The sequence below is a fragment of the Xenorhabdus doucetiae genome (assembly GCF_000968195.1).
Classification (GTDB): Bacteria; Pseudomonadota; Gammaproteobacteria; order Enterobacterales; family Enterobacteriaceae; genus Xenorhabdus; species Xenorhabdus doucetiae.
This window is the reverse complement of the sequence record NZ_FO704550.1, coordinates 2,010,344-2,032,672: the sequence shown is the minus strand read 5'-3', so window position 1 is coordinate 2,032,672 and position 22,329 is coordinate 2,010,344. Positions and strand designations below refer to the sequence as shown.

The window sequence follows — 22,329 nt, the reverse complement described above, 5'->3', positions numbered from 1 at the left end:
TTGATTCTCCAGATAATTAATATGCACTATTATTCAGTCAGCATGATACAGTATGTACAGATCTGTTCACTTAATAAATAGTACAGATCTGTACACTCCAAAACAACCTTTCATTAAATAAGGTTATTAATCAAGGCTGATAGGAATAACGAAGAAAAATGACGATGAACAAAAAAGAACACATCTTAGATATTGCGGAATCACTGTTTAATGAATTCGGTTACAACGCAGTCGGCGTTGATTTGATTCGGGATAAAGCCAGTGTGTCAAAAACCTCTATGTATCGTTACTTCGGCTCTAAAAACAAGCTGATTGAAAGCCTATTAATGAGGAGACATAACAGATTTGAAGCGTCACTCAATAGCGTGGTATCGGCCTCAGAAGGAACGGAAAACAAGCTGAATGCGATCCTTGACTGGCATTTTTTATGGTTCCAATCCCCTGATTTTAAAGGATGCCTGTTTATGCACGCCCTGGCCGAATTTAAAGGCCATGACGAAACTATTGTCAAACAGGCTCAACAGCATAAAAAGTGGCTAAAAGCGCTGTTATCCTCTATTTTTCCCTCCAACCAAAAAGACGCTGAAACTAAAGCAGAAACGTTGATAACGTTTATCGAAGGCATGATAGTCCGGGCTGAATTTGGTGAGGTGACTGGCTGTGAACGAATTTACCGGATGGGGGCAAAAGCCATGCTCTGAGTTTCTCAAAATAAGGCAGCTTTAATTACTGATGACGTTAAAGCCTGCTTTTTATATAGGATTCAAGAGATAAGTCGCTTCCTACTGTAATAAAGTAACTGGCGACTAAAATAATTGTATAAAATCCCATTTGACTAACAATGACTTATTTTTACCTATCTTTAACTTTTGTTTAAATAACTACATAAATAAATAAAATTTCTTTAAAAAAAGAGTGATTATAATAATCCAATTTTAAGTTAATTGATAAAAAGGATAAAATATGCCATTTAACCCACCTTTTAGAACAAAATTTTATAAAGGCGATTTAATATATGGATTAAACCCTGAGAGGACTCGGTATATTAATGGAACTAAAGCCTTTGAAGATGCCCGCGTTCCTATCAATGAGTACGGTTATCCTCCAACAGTCATTGATTATTATCTAATACCTGCGGAATTAGACCAAATTAAATGTTTTGTTAAAAAAAATATTGACACCAATAATGAGAATAAATTAGCCAAAATCCACGATATGGAAAGCAAATACAATTACACTAAAAACGATGAATACAAAAAATATAAAGATAATTTCTTTAATCACCTAAAACACGACGAAAAATATATCAGTGTAACTGAAAGTTTAGAATACAATAGGACAATAATGGGGAGAAAATGCAAAGGGGGACTGTCATGGGTAAGCATAGGCAATAATGAATTAATTAAGAATATACATGTACATTTCATCCTTGATGGTATCGATATGGAAAGTGTTACTAACAAACATAATATGAATAAATATTATAATAGTATGACTGGAAAAGAGCTAAGATGGATTTTTAGGCACAGAACCAATCACAAGATCGCTGAAAAAGTCCAATTTTGGAAGAATAATAATCCTACATTTCCACCCTGGAATGGGCCAGAATCTTTTATATGGATTAACTATGCAAGACATTTACAAAAAAAGAACGAGGAAAAGGAAGAGGAAGAAAGATATGACGGCTTATCCCGATTATTTCATCTTCTTTAATCCCTCCTGAAAATCTGGAAAACAAATACCGCCCCCAGCTTGCCGAAAATCGATCACTCGGCAGGCTGAGTAACTGTTATAGCCAATAAACAAAAAATTGTCACTATTATACCTAAAATCTCTGTGTTCTACTTGTCTGCACCTTCTCACTTCGTTTACCCATATCCCCAATAGATTTCAAATAAGAGGTCATTATGTTAGGGTTAAATGCCCTTGAGCTCGCAAGGATACAGTTTGCATTTACGGTTTCCTTTCACATTATCTTTCCTGCCATTACGATCGGTTTAGCCAGTTTTTTAGCAGTATTGGAAGGCTTATGGCTTAAAACACGTAATACGGACTACAAGACGCTATACCATTTCTGGTCAAAAATTTTTGCGGTTAATTTCGGGATGGGCGTGGTTTCCGGCTTGGTGATGGCTTATCAGTTCGGCACTAACTGGAGCTTTTTTTCTGACTTTGCCGGTACAATTACCGGCCCGTTGTTGGTTTATGAAGTACTGACGGCATTTTTTCTTGAAGCCGGATTCCTCGGCGTTATGCTGTTTGGCTGGCAGCGGGTTGGCGAAAGACTGCACTTTTTTGCCACCTGCATGGTGGCGCTCGGCACCATTATCTCGACATTCTGGATATTAGCTTCCAATAGCTGGATGCAAACACCGCAAGGCCATGAAATTATTAATAATCAAGTCGTTCCAATTGATTGGCTGGCGGTGATTTTCAACCCCTCTTTTCCCTATCGCTTGCTGCATATGGGCACAGCGGCATTTCTGGCCTCAGCATTTTTCATTGCAGCATCTGCGGCCTGGCATCTGCTGAAAGGCCATGATTCATCCGCCATGCGGAAAATGTTGTCAATGGCGATGTGGATGATCCTGATTATTGCGCCATTACAAGCCATGATTGGCGATATGCATGGGTTGAATACACTAAAACATCAGCCCGTTAAAGTCGCCGCGATGGAAGGCCATTGGGAAAATCATCCCGGTGAAGCGACCCCATTGATTTTGTTTGGGATTCCCAACCAGAAAGCAGAAGAGACGCGGTATGCCGTCAAAATTCCCTATCTTGCCAGCCTGATCCTGACACACAGTCTGGATAAACAAGTGCCGGCACTGAAAGAATTTGCGCCAGAAGATCGCCCAAATGTTTTTATGGTGTTTTGGTCATTTCGCATCATGGTGGGACTGGGTGTTTTGATGATTGTGGCCGGTATCTGGGGGCTATGGCTGCGGCATAAAAAGCGCCTTTATGAAAATCGGTTCTTTCTCCGTTTTATGCTGTTTATGGCCCCTTCCGGCCTTATTGCGATTCTGGCGGGCTGGTTCACCACCGAAATTGGCCGTCAACCGTGGGTCGTCTATGGCTTAATGCGTACCAAAGATGCGGTATCCGCCCATGGCGAAATCCACATGAGTATCAGCTTACTTATTTTCTTTGTCGTCTATGCCGCCGTCTTCGGTATGGGTTACGCCTATATGATGAAACTTATCCGTAAAGGCCTCCCACAAAACTCAAATAAGGAATCCGTACATGGGCATTGATCTTCCTCTTATTTGGTTCCTGATCATCATATTCAGCACCATGATGTATATCGTGATGGATGGTTTTGATCTGGGCATCGGTATTTTATATCCCACGATTAAGGGGCAAGCCGATCGTGATTTGATGATGAATTCTGTGGCTCCTGTCTGGGATGGGAATGAGACTTGGCTGGTGCTGGGCGGTGCCGGATTATTTGGTGCGTTCCCATTGGCTTATGCCGTGATTCTGGATGCACTGGCAATTCCGTTGACCATAATGTTATTGGGCTTGATATTTCGTGGCGTGGCGTTTGAATTTCGCTTCAAGGCCACGCCAAAGCACCAACACGTTTGGGATAAGGCCTTTATTGTCGGTTCAATGCTCGCTACTTTTATGCAGGGTGTTGTTGTTGGCGCGGTGATTACCGGTTTTCCTGTCGAAAATCGTGTTTATACCGGCAGCTATTTTGATTGGCTGGCACCTTTTCCCCTATTTTGTGGATTTGGCCTGATTATCGCTTATGCCTTATTAGGATGCGGCTGGCTGGTGATGAAAACCGAAGGTCATCTGCAACAACAGATGTCCCGTGTTCTGCGTCCCTTAACCTTGCTGATGCTGGCGGTGATTGCCATTATCAGTATATGGACGCCACTCGCTCACCCAACAGTGGCTGAACGTTGGTTCAGCTTACCAAATCTGTTTTTCTTTATGCCCGTACCATTGTTGGTATTAGGGTCAAGCTGGCAGCTATTAAAAGCGTCTGCAAACTCAAACCACTACACCCCGTTTCTGACTGCACTGTTACTGATTTTCATGGGTTTCACGGGATTGGGGATCAGCATTTGGCCGAATATTATCCCTCCCTTTATCAGCTATAAAGAGGCCGCCTCTCCGCCTCAGTCGCTCGGCTTTATGCTGGTTGGCGCCCTGTTTATCATCCCGATTATTCTGACTTATACCTTTTGGAGTTATTATGTCTTCCGAGGAAAAATCAGCCATGAACAAGGTTACCATTAAAACAGCACCACAACGCCCTTCATTATGGCAGCGCTTAGGCTGGCTGGTAATCATTTGGTTTTGCAGTGTCCTGGCCTTATACGCCGTCTCCACGTTATTTCGCGCGTTAATGACCCTGGCGGGAATGAAGGTTAAGTGATAATTCACTTTTTAAAATACAATTAACAACGGGTTCAATTTATCTCCCCCAGCCACAAAATTAACTGGGGGTATTTCTCCCGTTGAATACGAGAAACAGTGGGAAAAGGCTAAAATTGTGTCCGGAAGTTCTTGACCACTACACTGTCGCCAAGGAGTACATCCTATACAATCTACTTTGTTATCCGGGTTACATTAACCATCCAATTGTTTTTATCTGGTTTGCAACTGGGCCATCATTTCCAGTCTTCGTTCAGTATCCCGTTTCTCCTTTTCTTTTGCCAGTGGGAGGAAATCTCTGGCTCGCTGAGGCGTCAGAATAAATACACCATCATCATCCCCTATCGCCAGCGAGCCGGGAAGTATATCAATACCCGCCACCCTGACAGGCTGATTGACGTTCCCCCTACACTCTTCAACCGGACGAGTGGTGACAGCACTGATCCCTTCACTAAATATGGGGAACCCATCTTTGCGCAGTGCAACTACATCCGTTACGGTCCCTCCCACAATCACTCCGGCAAGACCTTTAATCCTTGCAGCCAGCGTTCGTAACTCTCCCCAGCACGCATATTTTTTGTCACCGACACATTCAATCACCAATACATCCCTTGGCTGACTGAGCAGCAGTGCATCCCTCAGAATGCCCCCATCCGGCAAAAAGACTTTAACTGTCACCACATTCCCCAGAAGCCGGATGTTGTCAGATACCGGTCTGAGCCCTTCAAGATAGCCCTCACAGGTCAGATGACCGAGGGTGGACGCGGATATATCACGCCAGCTTTCCACAATATCAGTACATGTATCCTGTTCTGGTTCGATAACTTTTGAAATCATGGATTTTTCCGGGGCCGTAGTAAAGGACATGCAGAACAGTATTCAACAGGCGCTGAGGCCTTGTAATAAAAGCAGCAGGTTCGTCTGAACCTGACCTTACAGCCATCTCCCGTGACGGCCAACGGACGCCGAAAGCGACTGAGGGGATTTTCCGGTAACCCGAACAACGCAGCATCTGCCCCATTTATCAGCCAGTCAAAATCCTGAGTGATACGTGCCTTTAACGACGGGCATACCACCTTCGCCATCCGGCGCTCATACAGAGAATACACACGTACCGCGGTGTTCTCCCATAGAATATGGCTTGAAATCTCACCCGCCCGGGAAAAGGTCTGCCATAACGGTGCCAGCAGCCCGGCAAATAAGGTACCGATAATATTTCGGCGCCATGCTTCGCGCGCTCCTTCCGGCGCAACTACCGGCTGAATCTGACGCAACGGGAGGCTGGATGTCCACAACCCGTCGTCATGACCGTATTCAATCAGGGTATTTCCGAGCGACAGATCAAGCCCCTTGTTATACACCGACATCGCATACAGGCAGGAGCCGGTCGTGAGAAAAGCCAGCCGTTTGCTCAGCAGTGAGGCCGTAATGGCTCTGTCCGGAGAACCGATAACCGGCGTCAGCTCGTCCAGCAACGCCCTGCATGTGGTTTCGTCTGTCAATGCGGTTGCTGGCAGAGAACGTTTTTTGTCGCACTGTACCGCCTCACGAAGACGCAGCTCTTCCCCCAGTACCTGCCATTCACCGTGAGTAAATCCCGGTCTGCTCATGACGGAAAATCCCGGCTAAAAGGAATGCACAGAGGAGTGGCAAAAAACGGATCCTCAATAATACGACAGTTAAGGTCAAACACAGTCTTTACCAGTTCCTGGGTGAGAATGGTTTCCGGCGCGCCCTGTGCAAAGACCGTCCTGTCATGCACGGCCACCAGATGGTCAGCATAGCGGCAGGCAAGGTTCAGATCATGCAACACCATCACGATAGTTTTGTGCTCCTGCCGGTTCAGTGCACGAAGGAGATCCAGTACCTCAATCTGGTGTGCAAGATCGAGGAACGTGGTCGGTTCATCCAGCAGAACAACAGGCGTATCCTGTGCCAGCGTCATGGCAATCCATGCCCGCTGACGCTGCCCGCCTGACAGCGCATCGACGGGGCGTTCCGCCAGTGAAACCATACCCGTCTGAACCAGCGCATGTTGCACCCGCTCCTCATCCTGTTTTGACCACTGCTGCATCCAGCTCTGCCAGGGGTAACGCCCCAGGCTCACCAGTTGCCGTACCGTAATCCCCTCAGGAGCAGCAGGCATCTGGGGCAGGATTGCAAGCTCACGGGCCACTTCCCCTGTGGGGCGTGCCTGGATATCAGCCCCGTTCAGGATGACTGTTCCTCGTTCCGGTTTCAGCAGCCTGGCAAAGGATTTGAGAAGTGTACTTTTACCACTGCCGTTACTGCCGATAAGCACCGTCACTTTTCCCTGCGGCAACCGCATATCCAGATTATTAATAATGGTCTGACGCTGATAACTGAGTGTCAGCTTGCGGGTTTCAATGAGCATTTTTACAGGTTCCTTAATGACATTGCTTAATCAGTAGCCACAGAAAAAAAGGCGTTCCCAGTGCGGCGACAAAAATGCCGGCGGGTAAATCGGCAGGAAGAAAAATGACCCGCCCGACAATATCAGCCAGCATCACCAGCATGGCACCACACAGTGCTGTCATGACTGCCTGACCGACAAAACCGGCTCCCACCAGTTGCCTGGCAATATGCGGTGCTATCAGCCCGACAAACGCCATGGCACCACCGTGGGCGATAGCCACCCCGGCCAGCGCCACACTCAGCAACAATAACATCGCACGCTGCAACTGTACCCGCGCACCGATACCGATTGCCAGTCCATCATCCAGTTGCTGCACCACCACATGACGTGAGAGAAGGAACAGGGCCGGAAGATACCCCAGCCACCAGATACCCAGCGACCTGACATCCTGCCAGGTCGCGCCATAGACACTCCCGGTCAGCCAGACATATGCCGACAGAGTGGTGGTCAGCGGGCTGAAAACCAGCACAAATGTCGAGACAGCCGTCAGTAATGCGGAAACACCCACGCCTGTCAGCACCAGATTCAGCGGAGAAACACCCCGATGCCAGGACAGGAGATAAACCGCTGCTACGGCCACCGCAGCTCCGACCATGGCAGCAACCGGCAGGCCTGCACTGCCGAACGTCATGCTGAAAAAAGAAAGATAAATCACCGCTGCCGCACCCGCACCGCTGGTGATCCCCAGCAGGTCAGGTGAGGCCAGCGGGTTACGTACCAGGAACTGCAAAATCAGACCTGCCATGCCCAGTCCGGCACCGACCAGAGCCGCCAGTAAAATCCGGGGAAAACGCAGTTGCCCGACAATGAACGGGATGCCACCCTGATCACCGGAAAACAACGCGCGGAATACGCCGACAGGCGTCAGCGGAATTTTCCCCAGAGAGAGGGACACCAGCATAACCAGCAGGAAGGTCAGCACAGCCAGTCCCAGCCGCCACAGCGCGGAAACATCAACACGCCGGGAATAACGTCCCAGTCGCAGCGTCACAGATTCACGCATACCGCCCTCCCTTGCGTGCCAGTGCGATAAAAAAAGGTGCGCCAAACAGAGCGGTCATCACCCCCACCGGGACCTCCTGGGGTAGGATAACCACACGTGCCAAGATATCCGCCAGCACCAGAAGAAGCGCACCAAGCAGTGCACCTCCAGGCAACAGCCAACGATGATCAATACTGATCAACCTGCGCGCCATATGGGGCACCACCAAGCCAATAAAACCGATACTGCCTGCCAGCGCCACAGCACACCCGGCCAGCCAGACGATCAACACACTGACGACCAGGCGAATAATCGCGATGTTCTGTCCCAGCCCTGTGGCAAGCTCCTCCCCTGTATTTAGGACATTAATCTGCCTTCCCAGCCCCAGCGCTACCAGAAGTGCGGGCAGGCAGGACAGCATCAAGGGAGCAGCGGCCTGTAGGGAACGTTCATTCAGGGAACCCGCCAGCCAGAACAGTACGGTGTCCAGTCCTTCCTGATCAACAACCAGCCAGGCCTGACTGAACGCCGTAAACATTGCCGTGATGGAGGCCCCGGCCAGCACAATCCGCAGCGGGTTCATTTTCCCCTGCCCCATGTTACCGACCAGCCAGACCAACGCGCCGGCCAGAGCAGCACCCGGTAAGGCGCTCCACAGCCAGGAGTTCAACGAGGTGAGGGAAAAAAGTGAACTGCCGAGAATAATGCCAAACACCGCGCCAGCATTGACACCAAACAACCCCGGTGATGCCAGGGGATTACGTGTCAGTGCCTGCATCAGGGTACCAGACACCGTCAGCGCAGCACCGACCATCACGGCCAGCAGTGTACGTGACAGCCGGGTACTGTGCACCAGAATATGGTTCAGATTCATGTCATCAGGCATGAACAGCGCCGCCAGCACCTGAGGGAACGGGATCCACTGTGCGCCCGCCATCAGGCTGAGCAGGACGGATGCCAGGAGTGCTGTAACAAGCAGACTGATTTTCAGCACTGGGTTCATACTGTTGTTGTCCCCTGAATGAGCTGACGCTCGATGTCATCCAGCATCATGTTTGCCCCGAGGATCCCGCCGGACAAACTCCACGCAATCCCGTCCACCAGCCAGACCTGGTTATGTGCCGGAGCCTGCATTCTGCGCCATAAAGGATGCTCCCTGAGCTGATGATAGTACTCAGCAATAACCGGTCTTTCAGCACGCAGCATGACAAAGAAAATATCAGCATCCACCACGGGCAGGCTCTCTTTATTGGTCAGTTTAAGCGACACCCCGGCAGCACTTCGGGCGGTCTTGTTCCATGCGAATCCCAGCTCACTTAACACGGAACCAGCAAAGCTTGCCGGCAGGTAGCTACGCACGTGATCCTCACGGATTTCCAGTACCGACACCGTCGGCGGCCAGTGTTCACTGAAACGTTCATACAACTGACTGCGCAGGGTACCTATCCGCTGCCGCCAGTTGTTCAGAAGCCGTTCAGCCTGCTGCGTACGATTTAATGCCTGCGCCATCTTTTGCAGTGTCAACTTAAATTCATACACTTCATCCAGCATGACCAGCGGCGCAAGCTGCTGCATTAATGGCGCCACCGCCTGATGGCGAAAGCGTGAGGCCACAATCAGCGTCGGTCTGAGCAGTGCAATGTCTTCCAGACTGGGTTGCGTCTCCAGTCCGACATGCGGCACGCCATGCAGGGCCTGACGCAGGTAACGATAAGTGGGTTTTTCCGTCCAAGAATCCACCACCGCCACAGGCAAAACTCCCAGCGCCACGGCACTGTCTGTCGCGCCCTGAAACAGGGTGATAACCCGGGAGGAAGCATACTGTGCCTGGCTTTCCCCGGGAACCATACAACAAGCCAGCAGACCGCCAGCCATCCACAACACCTCACGGCGCGAATAATCCACTATTTTACTGGTCACGTTTATTTTTCAGACTGAGAAAAGGGTTCACCACTTCGCCTTTGCCAAACGGCATGCTACCCGGGCCACCTGCCCGCTCGATCATAGGAGTCAGCAGCAATTTTTGCGGCCAGTGCGGCGTGTCAAAAAGCTGCTGTCTGAACATTAAACGAACATGATCATCAAAATCAATATTATTGATAAGCTGATTCAGGACATCCCGCATGGCCTGCCACAGAATCTCCTCCTGCAGCGTGTAATATTCCGCCAGCGTGTCGATGATCGCCCGCATATTCACCTGAATGGCGAGAGTCTGCAGCCAGAACAGCAAATCTTCCGCATGCTGATGATAAAGCGTGTTCGGATGGCCGGCTTTCAGACACCAGTGAGGATCCGCCAGACCATGTTGCTCCAGCCACGGAACATAAATACGCAGTGAATCATGGTCCCGGAGCAGTACCCCCTCAGCCTGCCCAGCCCGCCAGACCAGTACTGCATTCTGGCCATGCACTTCACCGACCATCCCGAGTCTGAACATACGCAGGTTAACATCAAAGAAGCAGTGGCAGAGTTCCCGGAACAGTGTCAGAACGGTTTCCGGTCCGGTATCCATCCCCCGGACATGCAGCCAGTCATCAAAAAAATGTCTCTGGCTGTCGGGAAGCGGCGTACCCAAGGCCGCCATGGGCATCAGTCGGTAGGTAGGATCCTGCAACAGCTCATCCGGATAACGGCGAACCTGAGCGGACAAATGGCGAGGAAGCTCATCAAACAGCGTGGCATCCGGTGGCATAAAGGCCCACCAGTGCTGTTCCTCACACAGATACAGCCGGTGTTGCAGAACTGCGTCCAGCTCCCTGCCCTGACGAAGCAGCGCTTCACTGAGTCCCCCGTTAATCATCTTCACCGCAGGCAGATAGCGTGATGAAGACAGGGAATACACCGCCATCGGCAGTTTCAGATAGTCAGCACTGCTGAAACAGGGCGTCATGGAGCGCAATGAAGACGTGGCAAAAACCTCTGCGCGACTGAAATCAAGCCAGCAACATTCTCCACTGCTGAACCACTCATTAAATCGGGTCTCAATGACATGCTCACGTTGCCAGGGATGAACCGGTAAGGCGACATGCGTATCCGCTATCCCCCGGTGCTGCATCTCCAGCGCCAGTTCAGCCTGCCATACATCCGGCAACAGATAGTGTGCCGGGTAATGCCGTTGCAGATCTTCCACCCCTTCCCCACACAGCAGTAACGATTTTTCCACCGCAACCCAGTCCAGACGTACCGGTCTGGCAAACTCGGCCTGAAATGCCAGATACTCTTCATCACTAAGTCCCTGCTTGGCCTTCGCAAGCGGGTGATATGGACGATCGCGTAAAGACGCCCATCTCTCCATCATCAGGAAGAAGCCGGCATTATCACGCGCCATCAGACCTTCGGTATCCACATGATGTGCCAGCGATAACGTGGTCTGGCGCAGACTGGTTTCCAGTGCTTCCATAAATAATATCCGCCCCGGTTCCTCCGGATCCCTGAATTTATCGCTGACGTCAAAAGCCCTGTTCATAAAAGCCAGCGGATCCAGGGATACCCACCCCCCTGTTTCTTCCTGCCAGGTCAGAACCGGTGTACCGGGTACTTTTTCCAGCGATTGAGTGATCCCCGGACGCAGGGCTACGGCGACATCAGACCAGAGCCAGATACGTTCATTCTTTTGCAAATCACAGAATGGCAGTACCCGCTTACCGGTCCACTGGTCAGGTGACAACAGAACCGTCAGCGGCTCACCAAAAAAGTTCTCGGCCAGTAAACAATCCACCAGATCCTGCATGACCTTAGCGGCAGCAATTGATTGGGCTGTCATCTGATTATTTTCCTTTATGTGAAATGGTTTCGGCCAGTCTGGCCCTCAGTGCGCGAAAAGCGATCCCCCGCTCATCGCCAAGAACAAAGGCATTCACCCCCTGCGTCTGCCAGTGAGCGAACTCTTCCTTACTTCGGGGAATAGCACACCAGGGGATCCCGGCATGTCTGGCGGCACGCCAGGCATGCTGCAGCGCCTCCCTGACGGATGGATGATCGGTTTTCCAGGGCATGCCCATTGACTGAGACAGGTCGGCCGCACCTTCCAGTATCATATCCAGCCCCGGCACTGCTGCAATTTCCGCAGCCCTCCGGACACCTTCAGTACTTTCTATCATCGCCACCACCATAATTTGCTGGTTCGCAGCCCGGACATAATCGGCCAGACTGTCCCGGCCAAAGCTGCCCGGGCGACCGGCATTCAGGCTGCGCTGTCCTTCCGGATGGTATTTACAGGCAGCCACGGCGGCAGCCAGCTCCTCCGGTCGTTCCACCATGGGCAAAACAATGCCCTGCGCACCACCGTCCAGTAACCGCAGCAACGTTTTCGCATTCAGCTCGGGCACCCGAACCAGCGGCGTCAGCGCATAGCTCTCCGCCGTACGGATCATATTTTCGATGGTCTCCGGATTGATCAGCACATGCTCACAGTCAATGATCACAAAATCAAACCCCGCCTCTCCAATCAGTTCAATCGCCGCAGGTACCGGAATTGAGCTGAAGAGTCCCCGTACCGATGAGCCGGCAAGCAACTTTCTTTTCAGGTGATTAACTCTCAGCATACAGCAGGCCTGAACGGGTAAAGTGGATTGGAAACCCGCTTAAAGCGGCGCTCACCGTCTCCCAGCAGACGACGTTTGGTCAGCTCTTCCACTTCATAGAACGGCGCAAACACATCAAACAGGGCAAAACGCACGTGATGCTGCGGATGACGATGCTGGTAATCGGCAATAATGCCTGCCGTCATCTCCCAGAAACGGGACTCATCCATACCATAGTGCTGATGCAGAAAAATGGCGATATCCGTCAGGCAGATAAAGAAGAGGCAGTCGCAGGAAAAATCACGCACGGCATTCACATCGCCAGTGAGGATAAACGAGTTACGGTTAATCCGGGCGTGACTTGCTGGTAGCGGCACCAGTTCAGGTTGCAGTTCAGGCCGAGCCAGATGTGCAGGAGAATAACGTACCCCGTCATGGAAATCCTTCAGCGCGATACGAACCAGCCACCCCTCTCTGACAATAAGAATGATATTCTGACCATGAGACTCCATACCGATCCCCTCTGCATAGAGCATATGTATCACCGGAAGTACCGTGACCTTCAGCAGTTGCGCTGTCCACGTCTCCAGTCCGTAGCGCGTAATCCAGGGATCAATAAAGGGTTTTGCCTCCCCCTGCTCATCCGGGAAGCCAGTATCACTCAGTCCGTTAAAAGGCACAGCCTGTTCGTCAGGATGTAACCATGTCTGAATGTTTTCACGCCAGATAGCCCCCAGGGTACCGTAGGTCTGGGGGCTACGGCTTTCAGGAAGATGCTGATAATCAAAACTCACGCCCGCCACCTCACCGAGTATGGCGAAATCCAGTTCACGGGCAGTGGCATCCGAGCGGATCAGGGACTGTAGCCAGTCAGTAATAATCGGTCCGTTCATGACGGTATGCCGGGCCAGCAGACGGGTACTGGAGGTATTGGTGATACTGAGTGCCATTTTGACATAAGGCCTCTGTGCATCAGCAGCATTCGCCAGAGTACGAATAGACTGCTGTGCCCTGTAGCTGTCCCGTGAGCGGCCAAGATAAATCAGATCGCCATTTTGCAGTTCAGCACTGAACACCGGCAGGATAGTCTGCTGCCACTGCCAGGGGTGGACAGGTATCAGCCAGTAATCCTCCGGAGAAGCCTTCAGAGCGACAGCCGCCGTTTCAAGCGCCTGCAGGATATGCTCTCCCGCCTCCTGACGTATAAACGTGGCAAAATCCAGCTGGGAGGAATGATTCATTGAACCCGTACGGCGGGTAACGGCCAGCCACACCAGATGTATCGCCGCCGCAAATTCCGGACCGTATGCCAGATTGTCCTGGAGGGAAAATCCGATGCGTGACTTATAGCAGGGATGATAACTGTGGGCATCCATAAAATGTCGTTCCAGTGCATCAGAATCCAGCAGATGTGGCGGACAGGAAGGATGGTAGTGCTGGGCCCGGGACTGAAGATCCTTGATCAGGGTCTGTTCAAGTTCATTAATGAAGCGCGGGAGAAAAGTCTGCTCACCGCTATCCGGCAACAGGTCAGTCAGTAACTGGTGAAAGCCCGGGTAGCACCGTTCACCCTGAGCGGAGATACGTTCCAGACTGTCAAACTCCAGGCGGATCACCTCAAAACTTTTACTTTTCAGCCCATCACAGCAATACGTCACCCCCTCGTCGTTTTCCACAATAAAACGGCAACGGTTGTTTTTAAGGGGCTCTGTCCTGAAAGAGATCACGTCCTCAAACAACAGCGTCTGAAGAAGCTGTCCGGTTACGCGACGGGAAACCTGCTGATATAACGCCGGAGTCACATCTGACAGTCCGCTCCCGGTATCAGCAAACATAAAAGGGAAAGGAGAAGATGATTGTGTCATAAAAGTACCTCTGGTCATGAGTTATGGTTTCCGTTCTGCAGACACTTGTGCCTGTCTGCGGGAGACACTGTCATCCACTGGGAAGCGCCAGGCGCAGGGCAACACCAGAAGGATCATGATGCCCGTTATCACAAAGGATTCATCGATTGCCTCCGCCTGAGAATAAGCGTCTCCATCCATGCGGTACTGCATCCAGAGCGCACCAGCCACAATAGCCAGAGAGGCTCCCAGACGGCGTGAAATGTTATTCATCGCAGAGCCCTGAGTGACCATATCGTCAGGTAACACATTCAGACCTGCTGTCGTGACGGGCATGTATGACAATCCCAGCCCGGCACCACGGATCAACATCAGCAGCAACACGAGCCACAGCGGTGGCACTCCCACCAGACCGAGCAACAATGTCGCAATACCGGTAATAAAGACGCCAAGCGACACGACGCCCCTGGCCCCCTGTTGATCGAGAAGTCGCCCGCCAATCTGACCACAGACCCCGGCACTGACAGCGGTGATCAGCAATGCAAGACCGGTATAAAAAGCGCTGTATCCGAGCACCAGTTGAATGAGAACGGGGACCATCACCAGACACTCGAACATGCCGACGGACTGTATCACCGCAATGATGACACTCAGACGGTAACCCCGCAGCGCAAAGAGTCTCAGGTTCAACAGCGGATCCGGTACGGACAACGCCCGACGGGTAAACAGGCCCAGGCAGACCATCGCACCTGCCAGCATCAGCGCATTACGCCATTCCAGAAGCGCCAGTGGTGTATGCAGTCGCCCCACAGAGATCAGCAGAAGCACGATCCCACCGGCAATCAGCAAATAGCCAGTCAGATCAAAGGGCCGTTTTTCGGTTGCTTCGCCATCCGGCAACACGAATATCCCGGTCAACAATGCAGCCAGACCAACCGGTACGTTTAACAGAAATAACGCCTGCCAGCCGAACCACTCCAGGACCAGACTGCCGACAAGCGGCCCCAGTGCAGTTGACAGCATCACTGCGCCTCCCCACATTCCCGTAATACGGCCACGGCGCTGTTTGTCATATACGGCAAAAATCAGTGACAACGACACAGGGATCATCAACCCGCTGGCTATCCCCTGTATTACCCGGGCTCCCGTTACCTCCGCCCCGCTGCCTGCCAGAGCGCCAGAACAGGAGCCAGCCAGGAACAGGACTAGGCCCGACAGGTAAAGCCGTTTTCTGCCCAGCCGCTTACTGAGCCAGCCAGTCAGTGGCATAGTCACGCCCATACTGGTCATGAAGGCAGCAATAATCCAGGTGGCCGCAACCGGCCCCATAGAAAAAACACGAATAAACGTCGGCAGAGCTGGATTAAGTGCGCTGTTATTCAGACTGACAGTGATCGTGCCCAGCAGAACATTGACCACAACCAGCCAGGGAGCGGCATGAACCTTCAGGCACATGAACAGGGATTCTCCGTTCCGTCAGATAAGGTCTCATCGCTCAGAAAAATGATTTCCGGACGGGGATGACAGAGAAAATCGGCATGAGAAATGTTATATCCGTAGGCACCGGCCAGCGGCAGTAACAGAATATCTCCCTGACTCACCCCACAGAGCTGGCGATCCCGGCTGAGTATGTCCTTTGGCGTACAGAGCTGACCCACAACCGTCCAGGATTGCGGGTCAGAGTCCTGAACTGGCCGCTGTGGCAGATGGATAACCGGATGATCATGTCCCTGCGCCACCGGCAGGCGAAACTGATGAGTACCGCCCCGGCAGACCAGAAATCCCTTACCATGACTGATTTTCCGGTCGAGCACTTCAATGGCATAGTAACCACAGAAAGCACTGACATAGCGCCCGGGCTCAAATCGAAGAACCGGTCTGTCTTCACAGTCCGACAGTAACGTCCGCAGGGTGGTGCAAAATCCCGGCCAGTCAAACTGCTCATGGCCGAGATAATTCACTCCGATACCACCACCAACATTGAGATGCGAGATATGTTGCGGGAATTCAGACAAGGCTTTCCAGTGCGGCCAGCGCTGCAGATAAAATGCCATCAGTTCCTGATGACGCCGGGTGTCCTGCTGGTGCGACATCGCATGAACATGAAAGCCTTTCAGTTGCAAATAACCGGCACTATCCACCATACGAACAGCATCAGCTAAATCGGTTTCATCAATACCGAAGGGAGTGGCGGTCCCGGCCATTGCCAGCCGACTGGTAATCTGCGGGGGCAACTGAGGATTAATACGGATAAACACTGGCTGGACCCGACCAGCTTCCTGTGCGAGTCGTGCCAGACGGGTGATTTCGTTCAGGCTTTCCACATGGATCGTACACTCGCCATGCCCCAGTGCCCGGCGTAAATCAGAGTCCAGTTTTCCCGGCCCGGAGAAAATAAACGGTTTCAGGTTACCGCTGTTTTCCAGTCTTTCTATCTCACCGCCGGAAGAAACTTCAAATCCATCGACCAGTGACGCAAGGGTACGTAAAACCGACGCCTCACTGTTGGCCTTAATGGCATAGTACAGTTCCACCCCCTCAGGCAGCACTGACATCATTTCACCAACATGGCGGGAAAGCGCGGCCAGATCATAAATGAACACGGCCAGCGGATCGTCATGACGGACTCTGGCCTCAGCGATCGCCGAAATAACGGTTGCGGGGATATTATTCATGTTCAGCCTCCGGTCGTTGCCAGGGACTGCGCAGGTGCACATAGCCAGCCTGCCGATCAGCATCCGCCGCCATACGCACCCGCAGGTTCGTTTTACAGGCCAGAAGGTGTCCCTCAATAATGGCATCCAGTTCTGGCGCGTCTCCTTTCAGCCTGTCCCGAATATGAATCAGCTCCATCCTGACCCGTTGCCACATACGGGCAGTCAGCCAGGGGCGCGACCAGGTCAGTGCCAGCACCGCTTCAGCCAGGTTGTTGACGAACAGGCAATAGCAGATACGATTCCAGCCCTGCTCACGGGAATACAACAGAGACTGACGGACACGCGGGTGCATATCCACATCCACCTGATGTATACCCTGTTCTGCAGTGAGCTTCACGCCTTCAAAGTCCCGCAGTAGGACCTGCTCCGGCCAGCCGTTACGGTGGATCACCACACTGTTCTGCAGGTGAGGCTCCAGCACGATGCCGTGATTAAAGAACAGGGATAAAACCGGACTCAGTAATCGCGCCTGATAATCACTGAACCAGCGGAGTAACTGGTCGTCATCCGGCTCCTGCCCGCTCGTATCCCGGAACAGTCCATGGATCAGGGGAACGGCGTTCCCCCCACGGGCAAACAGGGTCCCACCGAGCAGACAGCGCGCCTCGCCAAAACGACGGCAGAAGTTTTCACGCAAAATCGCCCCCGTTTGCTCCCTGAACCAGTGCCGATCCGCCTCACTGGCCAGTCGGGGACTCCAGCTTAACGTTCCCGGCTCCTGTGCCGTCACAAATCCTCCCAGTGTCTCTGGCGTGGTTTCCGTCAGATGATGCAGGAGGCGATCAATAATCAGGGTGCTTTCCAGTTCATACCAGGCATTTTTACGTACACAGTTGGTGATACGGACGTTCAGTGACCCCTTAATAAAGTAATCATGCTCCGGCAGGTACCAGGTCCTGATCGATGCGGTCGGACTGCCGATATACCCTGTCGGCCCCAGATCGATAATCGTATCTGAAGCCAGTAGTTGCCTGACACGCTCATCCTGTCTGAACAGCCAAGCCTGTACCGGGTGCATCACGATGATCGCGTGACCGGGACGGGCCTGACTCTGATCAGCAAATCCAGCGAGGACCTGCTCCGGAGCCAGTCTGTCCGAGCCAATGGAAAGGCCATCCAGCGGCACATCAAACTGATGGAGTGCAGTGCAGGCCTGAAACTCAGGCGCATAACGGATCTGCCCGAGATGGGCAGGCCACAGTCTGGCCTTCGGTGCAGGATGAGAAGGATGCCCAAACCACAGCCCCTGCTCGCTGGCAAGGTAGCCGCTGAGCGGCGCCGGATGTTCCCCCGACAGATTGTGCTGCAGTATGGACTGCACCAGGGACTGACTCTGGCGGATTTGATCCGCCAGCTCGTCATTACAATGACCCGTGATATGCCCGCAGGCAGCCAGAATATGGTCAACCAGATCCGGAAAGAGTGGTGTGAACCATTCACCGTTGTTAAACCTGACCCGGACATCCGACAGATAACGCTGACTGCCCAGCGCATCGCATCGATCCACCATGACCAGAAACTGCCGTTCACCGGGTAACCGCAGATACAGCGGTCTCTCGCCCGTTTCCTGCCGTTGCTGAGTATTCTCAGAACCGGCCATGTTGTCAGGCCATCGGTACTCTGCTGCCCCCAGGGGCAGCGCAAATTCCTTGATCAGACAATTCAGCAGCCCATGAAGCGCTACCTGCTGACTGATCCGTGCTGACACTACTGCAATATCAGGGTGTTTCATCACTGTTCCGCCCTTAATTGTCGGTCACATCCGGCAAGCACTGCCTTTACTTTTAAAAATCAATACGGTATCCCAGCGTCACCGTCCGGCCGCGACCGGCAAAATACCGATCCGGTTCGACCAGAGCACTCTGGGAATAGTAGGTGATATATTGTTTGTCCAGCAGGTTCGAAATCCCGAGATTAAGCTGGCCGCGTGGCAGCTTATACCCGACAGCGGCGTCCACCAGGGCATATCCACTGAAGTCCATCTCCGGATCGTCGAAATCCTGCCCCAGCGCCCAGTTGGCCTGGATAAAGGAGGACAGCTCCGGTGTCCAGTTTGCCGACCAACTGGCAATAATGCAGTCCGGCGCGACATTCAGTCCGTCCAGTTTTGAATCGAGGCTGCCGTTCTGATCGCTGTCATAGCGTCCACGCATATGCGAGTAACTCAGGTTGAGCTTATGATCCTTATTCACGGCATACCCCACGGATGCCTCAATACCATCAATCTCTGTTCGTTCACGACGGGCAACAAACACATCCCCTGATCGCTCAACGCGGCTGCCCAGCTTCGAGGTAGAACGGTAGTAGCTCATTTCAAAATCAAACGGCTGTTTTTCTACCCGGAATCCAACTTCGGTGTTTTTAGTGATAATGGGCTGCAGGCTCAGGAAGTTATCGATACGCATGTCAGGCTGATTGATGGTACGTAACACACGGCCAACGTCGGGGACGGAAAACCCTTCTGAATAGCTGGCAAAGAGACTCAGTGGTTCTACGGGCGTCCATACCGCTCCCACGTTATAAAGGGTTTTATCAAAACTTGGTTTACCCCCTTCAACGGTATAACCGCCGTTACGATACAGCGCCTGATAGCTGTCGATATTCAGCTTTGCATACTCATACCGCACACCGCCGGTCAGTTTCAGGGAATCAACCGGTTTCACCTCAAGCTGAACAAACGGCGACAGGTCGGTATAGTTCACTTCCGGTACATAAGTGCGCCCGGTGCCCCACAAATCCTGCTTCGAGTTATCAAACAGGGTGTCAAAACCCAGGGTGACCTTGAGATAATCGTCCCAGAGATCATCCTTCGTCAGAGCCATTTTGGTGCCGTATTTGGTGGTATATGCCCGGGACTGGTCGTAGAGCGTTCCCACCGGAGCGATTGACGGATCCTGGAAGCTGCCCGAGTTTGTCGCGCCGAACAGCGCTTTGTAATGCTGATAGAAAGCCAACGCATTAAACTTCATTCCGTCCAGGTTGTAGTTGTCGTAGGTGGCTCCCAGCGTCCATACACTGTTATGCGGAGCCTTGCCTTCCGGTGTTCCTTTTTCCGACGTGGTGGGAATGCCATTTTCACGGTCACCAGTGACGCTGACATAGTTGTTCTTGTTTCTGATTTGGTAGCGATTGACGCTCAGCTGAACGCGCTGGTCATTGTCCAGCCAGTAACCGACTTTCCCCAGGATATCGTAGGCGCGTGAATCCATCAGGTCCCCCTGAGTGTTGTCCACCCCGATCGGCCTGTTGTTCGCATCTTTATACAATCCCTGGTCCTCGTAACTGACCGCGAACAGATAGTCAAGATACTCACCGCCACCATCCAGGCTGTAGGAAGTCTTATAGTTCATGGTATCCCCTTCCATATGTGACGTGGGAGATGTCGCTTCCACACTGAAATGCTGGTTGAATGATCCCGGAACAGACCGTTTGGTTATGATATTAATGACCCCACCTGAAGCACCGATACCGTTACTGGCATTGGCGCCGCGGATCACCTCAATACGCTCGATCATTGAAGAGTCAATGGTATGCATCTCACGCCCGGTAGGGCGCAGGGGGGTTGACTGTGGAATACCATCAATCATCACCAGCGGTACATGTCCGCGTAGTGTCTCGCCACTGCCACTCATTTTATAGCGATTCGGTGTAAATGAAGGCACCAGATTACTGAGGATTTGTGATGTGTCAGACGTTATCTGCCTCTGCTGTGCAATCTGCTCTTTCGTGATAATCGTTACCGACTGCGGAGAATCTTTTTGCTCAGTGTCAGTACGACTGGCACTGACCACCATGGTATCGTCGCCCCCGGTGGACTCCACTGCATACAGCGGACTGGTCATCAGCAAAGGGAGCAAAGAATACAACGACCTGACCTTCATACCTGCTATCCTCATTATTGTTGATTTAACCGTTCCGGCTATGTTGTGTGTTTTTTACGTGTTTTAACTGCCTGCTAGGCAGGCAGAGAAGCTGTGTGTTTACTGACGGTATTGCGCACAGGTACATCCCACGGCAGAGCGAAAACGCTCAACCGCCACCCGGCATTCCTCTTCGCTGATAATTAATGGAGGGAGAAAACGAACGACATTCCCTGAACGTCCTCCACGTTCCAACAATAACCCCTGAAGGAAGCAGTGCTGCTGGATGGCTGCAGCAAGCGAAGCATCACCGGGGTAACACCCCAGATGATCGGCGGTCCCGCGCTCATCCACGATTTCAATCCCCAGCATCAACCCCCGCCCTCTCACCTGTGCCAGAGCCGGATACTGATCTGAAAGCAAGCTCAGTTGTTGTCTGAACCATTCTCCGCGTTCTGCAACCTGTTCACAGAAGCCCGTTTGAGTCAGGATACCGAGCGTTGCCAGACCGGTCGCCATCGCCATCTGATTGCCACGGAACGTACCGGTATGTGCTCCCGGCTGCCATGCATCGATAGCTCGCCGGATCCCAAGTAATGCCATGGGCAACCCGCCCCCCACCGCTTTTGACATGACGATGATGTCAGGTTCAATACCGGCATATTCGTAAGCGAACATTTTTCCGGTCCGGGCAAAGCCGCACTGGACTTCATCCGTGATGAGAAGGATACCGTGTCTGCGCGTGACCTCCCGGATGGCACGAAGCCAGGAAACGGGTGCCGGGTTGACACCACCTTCTCCCTGAACCGCTTCAAGGATCACCGCAGCCGGACGGGAAACACCACTTTCCACATCTTCTATAAAGCGCAAGAAATACTGTGACAGGGCCTGTATCCCGGCCTCTCCGCCAATGCCCAGCGGGCAACGATATTCATGGGGATAAGGCAGAAACTGCACGCCGGGCATCAGTCCCGGTACAGGATCTTTTGGCCCGGTATTACCCGTAGCGGACAGCGCACCGTGAGTCATACCGTGATAACCGCCGGAAAAGCTGATGATGCCGGAGCGGCCTGTGGCCGTTTTGGCCAGTTTGATGGCTGCCTCCACCGCATCAGCACCGGATGGACCACAGAACTGTAGGCAGTAATCCTGACCACCACCGGGCAACAACGCCAGAACGGCTTCACTGAAGGCATCTTTTAGTGGCGTGGTGAGGTCAAGCGTGTGCATGGGCAGACCTGAGTCAAGGAACTGACGAAGACTGCCAGTAACAGCTTCATGGTTGTGCCCTAACGCCAGCGTGCCTGCGCCCGCCAGGCAATCAAGGTACGTCTTCCCCTCCACATCTGTTACCCAGACGCCATGAGCGCTGGCTATAGCCAGAGGGAGCTTGCGGGGATAACTGCGAACATTAGATTCAAACTGTTCCTGACGAGAGAGGTAATGCGCATTCCGGGGAGTAGCAGGTAACCATGTTTGTTCACACAAAACAGCACCTCCGTTTCCAAATGTTACAATTACAAATGATAATAATTACTATTATCATAATAACTGGCAATAACAAACCCCTTAAT

19 protein-coding genes are annotated in these 22,329 nt (G+C 52.1%); 5 read left to right on the top strand and 14 right to left on the bottom strand.

Going from position 1 to position 22,329, the window contains the following annotated elements; all coding sequences use genetic code 11:
* Window positions 1–164 precede the first annotated feature (164 nt).
* The 5 genes from XDD1_RS09145 to XDD1_RS18850 all read left to right on the top strand — a co-directional run bounded on the left by XDD1_RS09145 (window position 165) and on the right by XDD1_RS18850 (window position 4,393).
* Entirely contained in the window at window positions 165–701 is a 537-nt protein-coding gene (locus tag XDD1_RS09145) for a TetR/AcrR family transcriptional regulator (RefSeq protein ID WP_045973428.1), read from the top strand.
* Between the two features lie 262 nt (window positions 702–963).
* Entirely contained in the window at window positions 964–1,713 is a 750-nt protein-coding gene (locus tag XDD1_RS09140) for a hypothetical protein (protein WP_045970539.1), read from the top strand.
* A 194-nt stretch (window positions 1,714–1,907) separates the two neighbouring features.
* Window positions 1,908–3,257: a cytochrome ubiquinol oxidase subunit I gene (locus XDD1_RS09135; protein ID WP_045970538.1), complete on the top strand. Its 1,350-nt coding sequence runs from the start codon at window positions 1,908–1,910 to the stop codon at window positions 3,255–3,257.
* Window positions 3,247–4,254 (top strand): cytochrome d ubiquinol oxidase subunit II, encoded by a 1,008-nt coding sequence (cydB, locus tag XDD1_RS09130; protein ID WP_045970535.1) that lies wholly within the window; start codon window positions 3,247–3,249, stop codon window positions 4,252–4,254. The genes XDD1_RS09135 and cydB overlap by 11 nt, the downstream gene beginning before the upstream one ends.
* Window positions 4,235–4,393: a DUF2474 domain-containing protein gene (locus XDD1_RS18850; RefSeq protein ID WP_071827259.1), complete on the top strand. Its 159-nt coding sequence runs from the start codon at window positions 4,235–4,237 to the stop codon at window positions 4,391–4,393. The genes cydB and XDD1_RS18850 overlap by 20 nt, the downstream gene beginning before the upstream one ends.
* Window positions 4,394–4,605: 212 nt before the next feature.
* Here the strand turns inward: XDD1_RS18850 and XDD1_RS09125 are convergent, their stop codons facing one another.
* From XDD1_RS09125 to XDD1_RS09060, 14 genes are all read right to left on the bottom strand, one after another.
* Complete coding sequence (locus XDD1_RS09125) at window positions 4,606–5,229, bottom strand: RraA family protein (RefSeq protein ID WP_045970533.1); 624 nt, start codon at window positions 5,227–5,229, stop codon at window positions 4,606–4,608.
* Entirely contained in the window at window positions 5,226–6,002 is a 777-nt protein-coding gene (locus XDD1_RS09120) for an IucA/IucC family C-terminal-domain containing protein (RefSeq protein WP_045970531.1), read from the bottom strand. Before XDD1_RS09120 ends, XDD1_RS09125 begins: the two co-directional genes overlap by 4 nt.
* Window positions 5,999–6,787: an ABC transporter ATP-binding protein gene (locus XDD1_RS09115; RefSeq protein WP_045970529.1), complete on the bottom strand. Its 789-nt coding sequence runs from the start codon at window positions 6,785–6,787 to the stop codon at window positions 5,999–6,001. The genes XDD1_RS09120 and XDD1_RS09115 overlap by 4 nt, the downstream gene beginning before the upstream one ends.
* Window positions 6,788–6,800: 13 nt before the next feature.
* The gene (locus XDD1_RS09110; RefSeq protein ID WP_045970527.1) at window positions 6,801–7,832 is read right to left on the bottom strand and encodes a FecCD family ABC transporter permease; all 1,032 of its coding nucleotides are present in this window, start codon (window positions 7,830–7,832) and stop codon (window positions 6,801–6,803) included.
* The gene (locus XDD1_RS09105; RefSeq protein WP_045970525.1) at window positions 7,825–8,814 is read right to left on the bottom strand and encodes a FecCD family ABC transporter permease; all 990 of its coding nucleotides are present in this window, start codon (window positions 8,812–8,814) and stop codon (window positions 7,825–7,827) included. The genes XDD1_RS09110 and XDD1_RS09105 overlap by 8 nt, the downstream gene beginning before the upstream one ends.
* Window positions 8,811–9,659 carry an ABC transporter substrate-binding protein gene (locus XDD1_RS09100; protein WP_231854505.1) on the bottom strand — a complete coding sequence of 283 codons (849 nt, stop codon included), beginning with the start codon at window positions 9,657–9,659 and terminating at the stop codon, window positions 8,811–8,813. Before XDD1_RS09100 ends, XDD1_RS09105 begins: the two co-directional genes overlap by 4 nt.
* A gap of 61 nt (window positions 9,660–9,720) precedes the next feature.
* Complete coding sequence (locus tag XDD1_RS09095; RefSeq protein ID WP_045970523.1) at window positions 9,721–11,574, bottom strand: IucA/IucC family protein; 1,854 nt, start codon at window positions 11,572–11,574, stop codon at window positions 9,721–9,723.
* Between the two features lie 4 nt (window positions 11,575–11,578).
* Window positions 11,579–12,355, bottom strand: a complete 777-nt coding sequence (locus tag XDD1_RS09090) for an HpcH/HpaI aldolase family protein (RefSeq protein ID WP_045970521.1) — start codon at window positions 12,353–12,355, stop codon at window positions 11,579–11,581.
* Window positions 12,349–14,199 (bottom strand): IucA/IucC family protein, encoded by a 1,851-nt coding sequence (locus tag XDD1_RS09085; protein ID WP_045973426.1) that lies wholly within the window; start codon window positions 14,197–14,199, stop codon window positions 12,349–12,351. The genes XDD1_RS09090 and XDD1_RS09085 overlap by 7 nt, the downstream gene beginning before the upstream one ends.
* A gap of 21 nt (window positions 14,200–14,220) precedes the next feature.
* Window positions 14,221–15,633: a DHA2 family efflux MFS transporter permease subunit gene (locus tag XDD1_RS09080; protein ID WP_045970519.1), complete on the bottom strand. Its 1,413-nt coding sequence runs from the start codon at window positions 15,631–15,633 to the stop codon at window positions 14,221–14,223.
* Entirely contained in the window at window positions 15,624–16,853 is a 1,230-nt protein-coding gene (locus XDD1_RS09075; protein ID WP_045970516.1) for a type III PLP-dependent enzyme, read from the bottom strand. Before XDD1_RS09075 ends, XDD1_RS09080 begins: the two co-directional genes overlap by 10 nt.
* The gene (locus XDD1_RS09070) at window positions 16,846–18,627 is read right to left on the bottom strand and encodes an IucA/IucC family protein (protein WP_045970514.1); all 1,782 of its coding nucleotides are present in this window, start codon (window positions 18,625–18,627) and stop codon (window positions 16,846–16,848) included. Before XDD1_RS09070 ends, XDD1_RS09075 begins: the two co-directional genes overlap by 8 nt.
* A 52-nt stretch (window positions 18,628–18,679) precedes the next feature.
* Complete coding sequence (locus XDD1_RS09065) at window positions 18,680–20,776, bottom strand: TonB-dependent receptor (protein WP_045970512.1); 2,097 nt, start codon at window positions 20,774–20,776, stop codon at window positions 18,680–18,682.
* A gap of 99 nt (window positions 20,777–20,875) precedes the next feature.
* Window positions 20,876–22,243 carry a diaminobutyrate--2-oxoglutarate transaminase gene (locus XDD1_RS09060; protein WP_045970511.1) on the bottom strand — a complete coding sequence of 456 codons (1,368 nt, stop codon included), beginning with the start codon at window positions 22,241–22,243 and terminating at the stop codon, window positions 20,876–20,878.
* Between the last annotated feature and the right edge of the window lie 86 nt (window positions 22,244–22,329).

Excerpts from the sequence above, each read along its gene's own strand:
- XDD1_RS09090 (WP_045970521.1), bottom strand. The coding sequence starts at position 12,355 with ATGCTGAGAGTTAATCACCTGAAAAGAAAGTTGCTTGCCGGCTCATCG.
- XDD1_RS09085 (WP_045973426.1), bottom strand. The coding sequence starts at position 14,199 with ATGACACAATCATCTTCTCCTTTCCCTTTTATGTTTGCTGATACCGGG.
- XDD1_RS09145 (WP_045973428.1), top strand. The coding sequence starts at position 165 with ATGAACAAAAAAGAACACATCTTAGATATTGCGGAATCACTGTTTAAT.
- XDD1_RS09100 (WP_231854505.1), bottom strand. The coding sequence starts at position 9,659 with ATGGTTCCCGGGGAAAGCCAGGCACAGTATGCTTCCTCCCGGGTTATC.
- XDD1_RS09105 (WP_045970525.1), bottom strand. The coding sequence starts at position 8,814 with ATGAACCCAGTGCTGAAAATCAGTCTGCTTGTTACAGCACTCCTGGCA.
- XDD1_RS09065 (WP_045970512.1), bottom strand. The coding sequence starts at position 20,776 with ATGAAGGTCAGGTCGTTGTATTCTTTGCTCCCTTTGCTGATGACCAGT.
- XDD1_RS18850 (WP_071827259.1), top strand. The coding sequence starts at position 4,235 with ATGAACAAGGTTACCATTAAAACAGCACCACAACGCCCTTCATTATGG.
- XDD1_RS09120 (WP_045970531.1), bottom strand. The coding sequence starts at position 6,002 with ATGAGCAGACCGGGATTTACTCACGGTGAATGGCAGGTACTGGGGGAA.
- cydB (WP_045970535.1), top strand. The coding sequence starts at position 3,247 with ATGGGCATTGATCTTCCTCTTATTTGGTTCCTGATCATCATATTCAGC.
- XDD1_RS09140 (WP_045970539.1), top strand. The coding sequence starts at position 964 with ATGCCATTTAACCCACCTTTTAGAACAAAATTTTATAAAGGCGATTTA.
- XDD1_RS09095 (WP_045970523.1), bottom strand. The coding sequence starts at position 11,574 with ATGACAGCCCAATCAATTGCTGCCGCTAAGGTCATGCAGGATCTGGTG.
- XDD1_RS09135 (WP_045970538.1), top strand. The coding sequence starts at position 1,908 with ATGTTAGGGTTAAATGCCCTTGAGCTCGCAAGGATACAGTTTGCATTT.
- XDD1_RS09070 (WP_045970514.1), bottom strand. The coding sequence starts at position 18,627 with ATGAAACACCCTGATATTGCAGTAGTGTCAGCACGGATCAGTCAGCAG.
- XDD1_RS09115 (WP_045970529.1), bottom strand. The coding sequence starts at position 6,787 with ATGCTCATTGAAACCCGCAAGCTGACACTCAGTTATCAGCGTCAGACC.
- XDD1_RS09075 (WP_045970516.1), bottom strand. The coding sequence starts at position 16,853 with ATGAATAATATCCCCGCAACCGTTATTTCGGCGATCGCTGAGGCCAGA.
- XDD1_RS09125 (WP_045970533.1), bottom strand. The coding sequence starts at position 5,229 with ATGATTTCAAAAGTTATCGAACCAGAACAGGATACATGTACTGATATT.
- XDD1_RS09110 (WP_045970527.1), bottom strand. The coding sequence starts at position 7,832 with ATGCGTGAATCTGTGACGCTGCGACTGGGACGTTATTCCCGGCGTGTT.
- XDD1_RS09080 (WP_045970519.1), bottom strand. The coding sequence starts at position 15,633 with ATGTGCCTGAAGGTTCATGCCGCTCCCTGGCTGGTTGTGGTCAATGTT.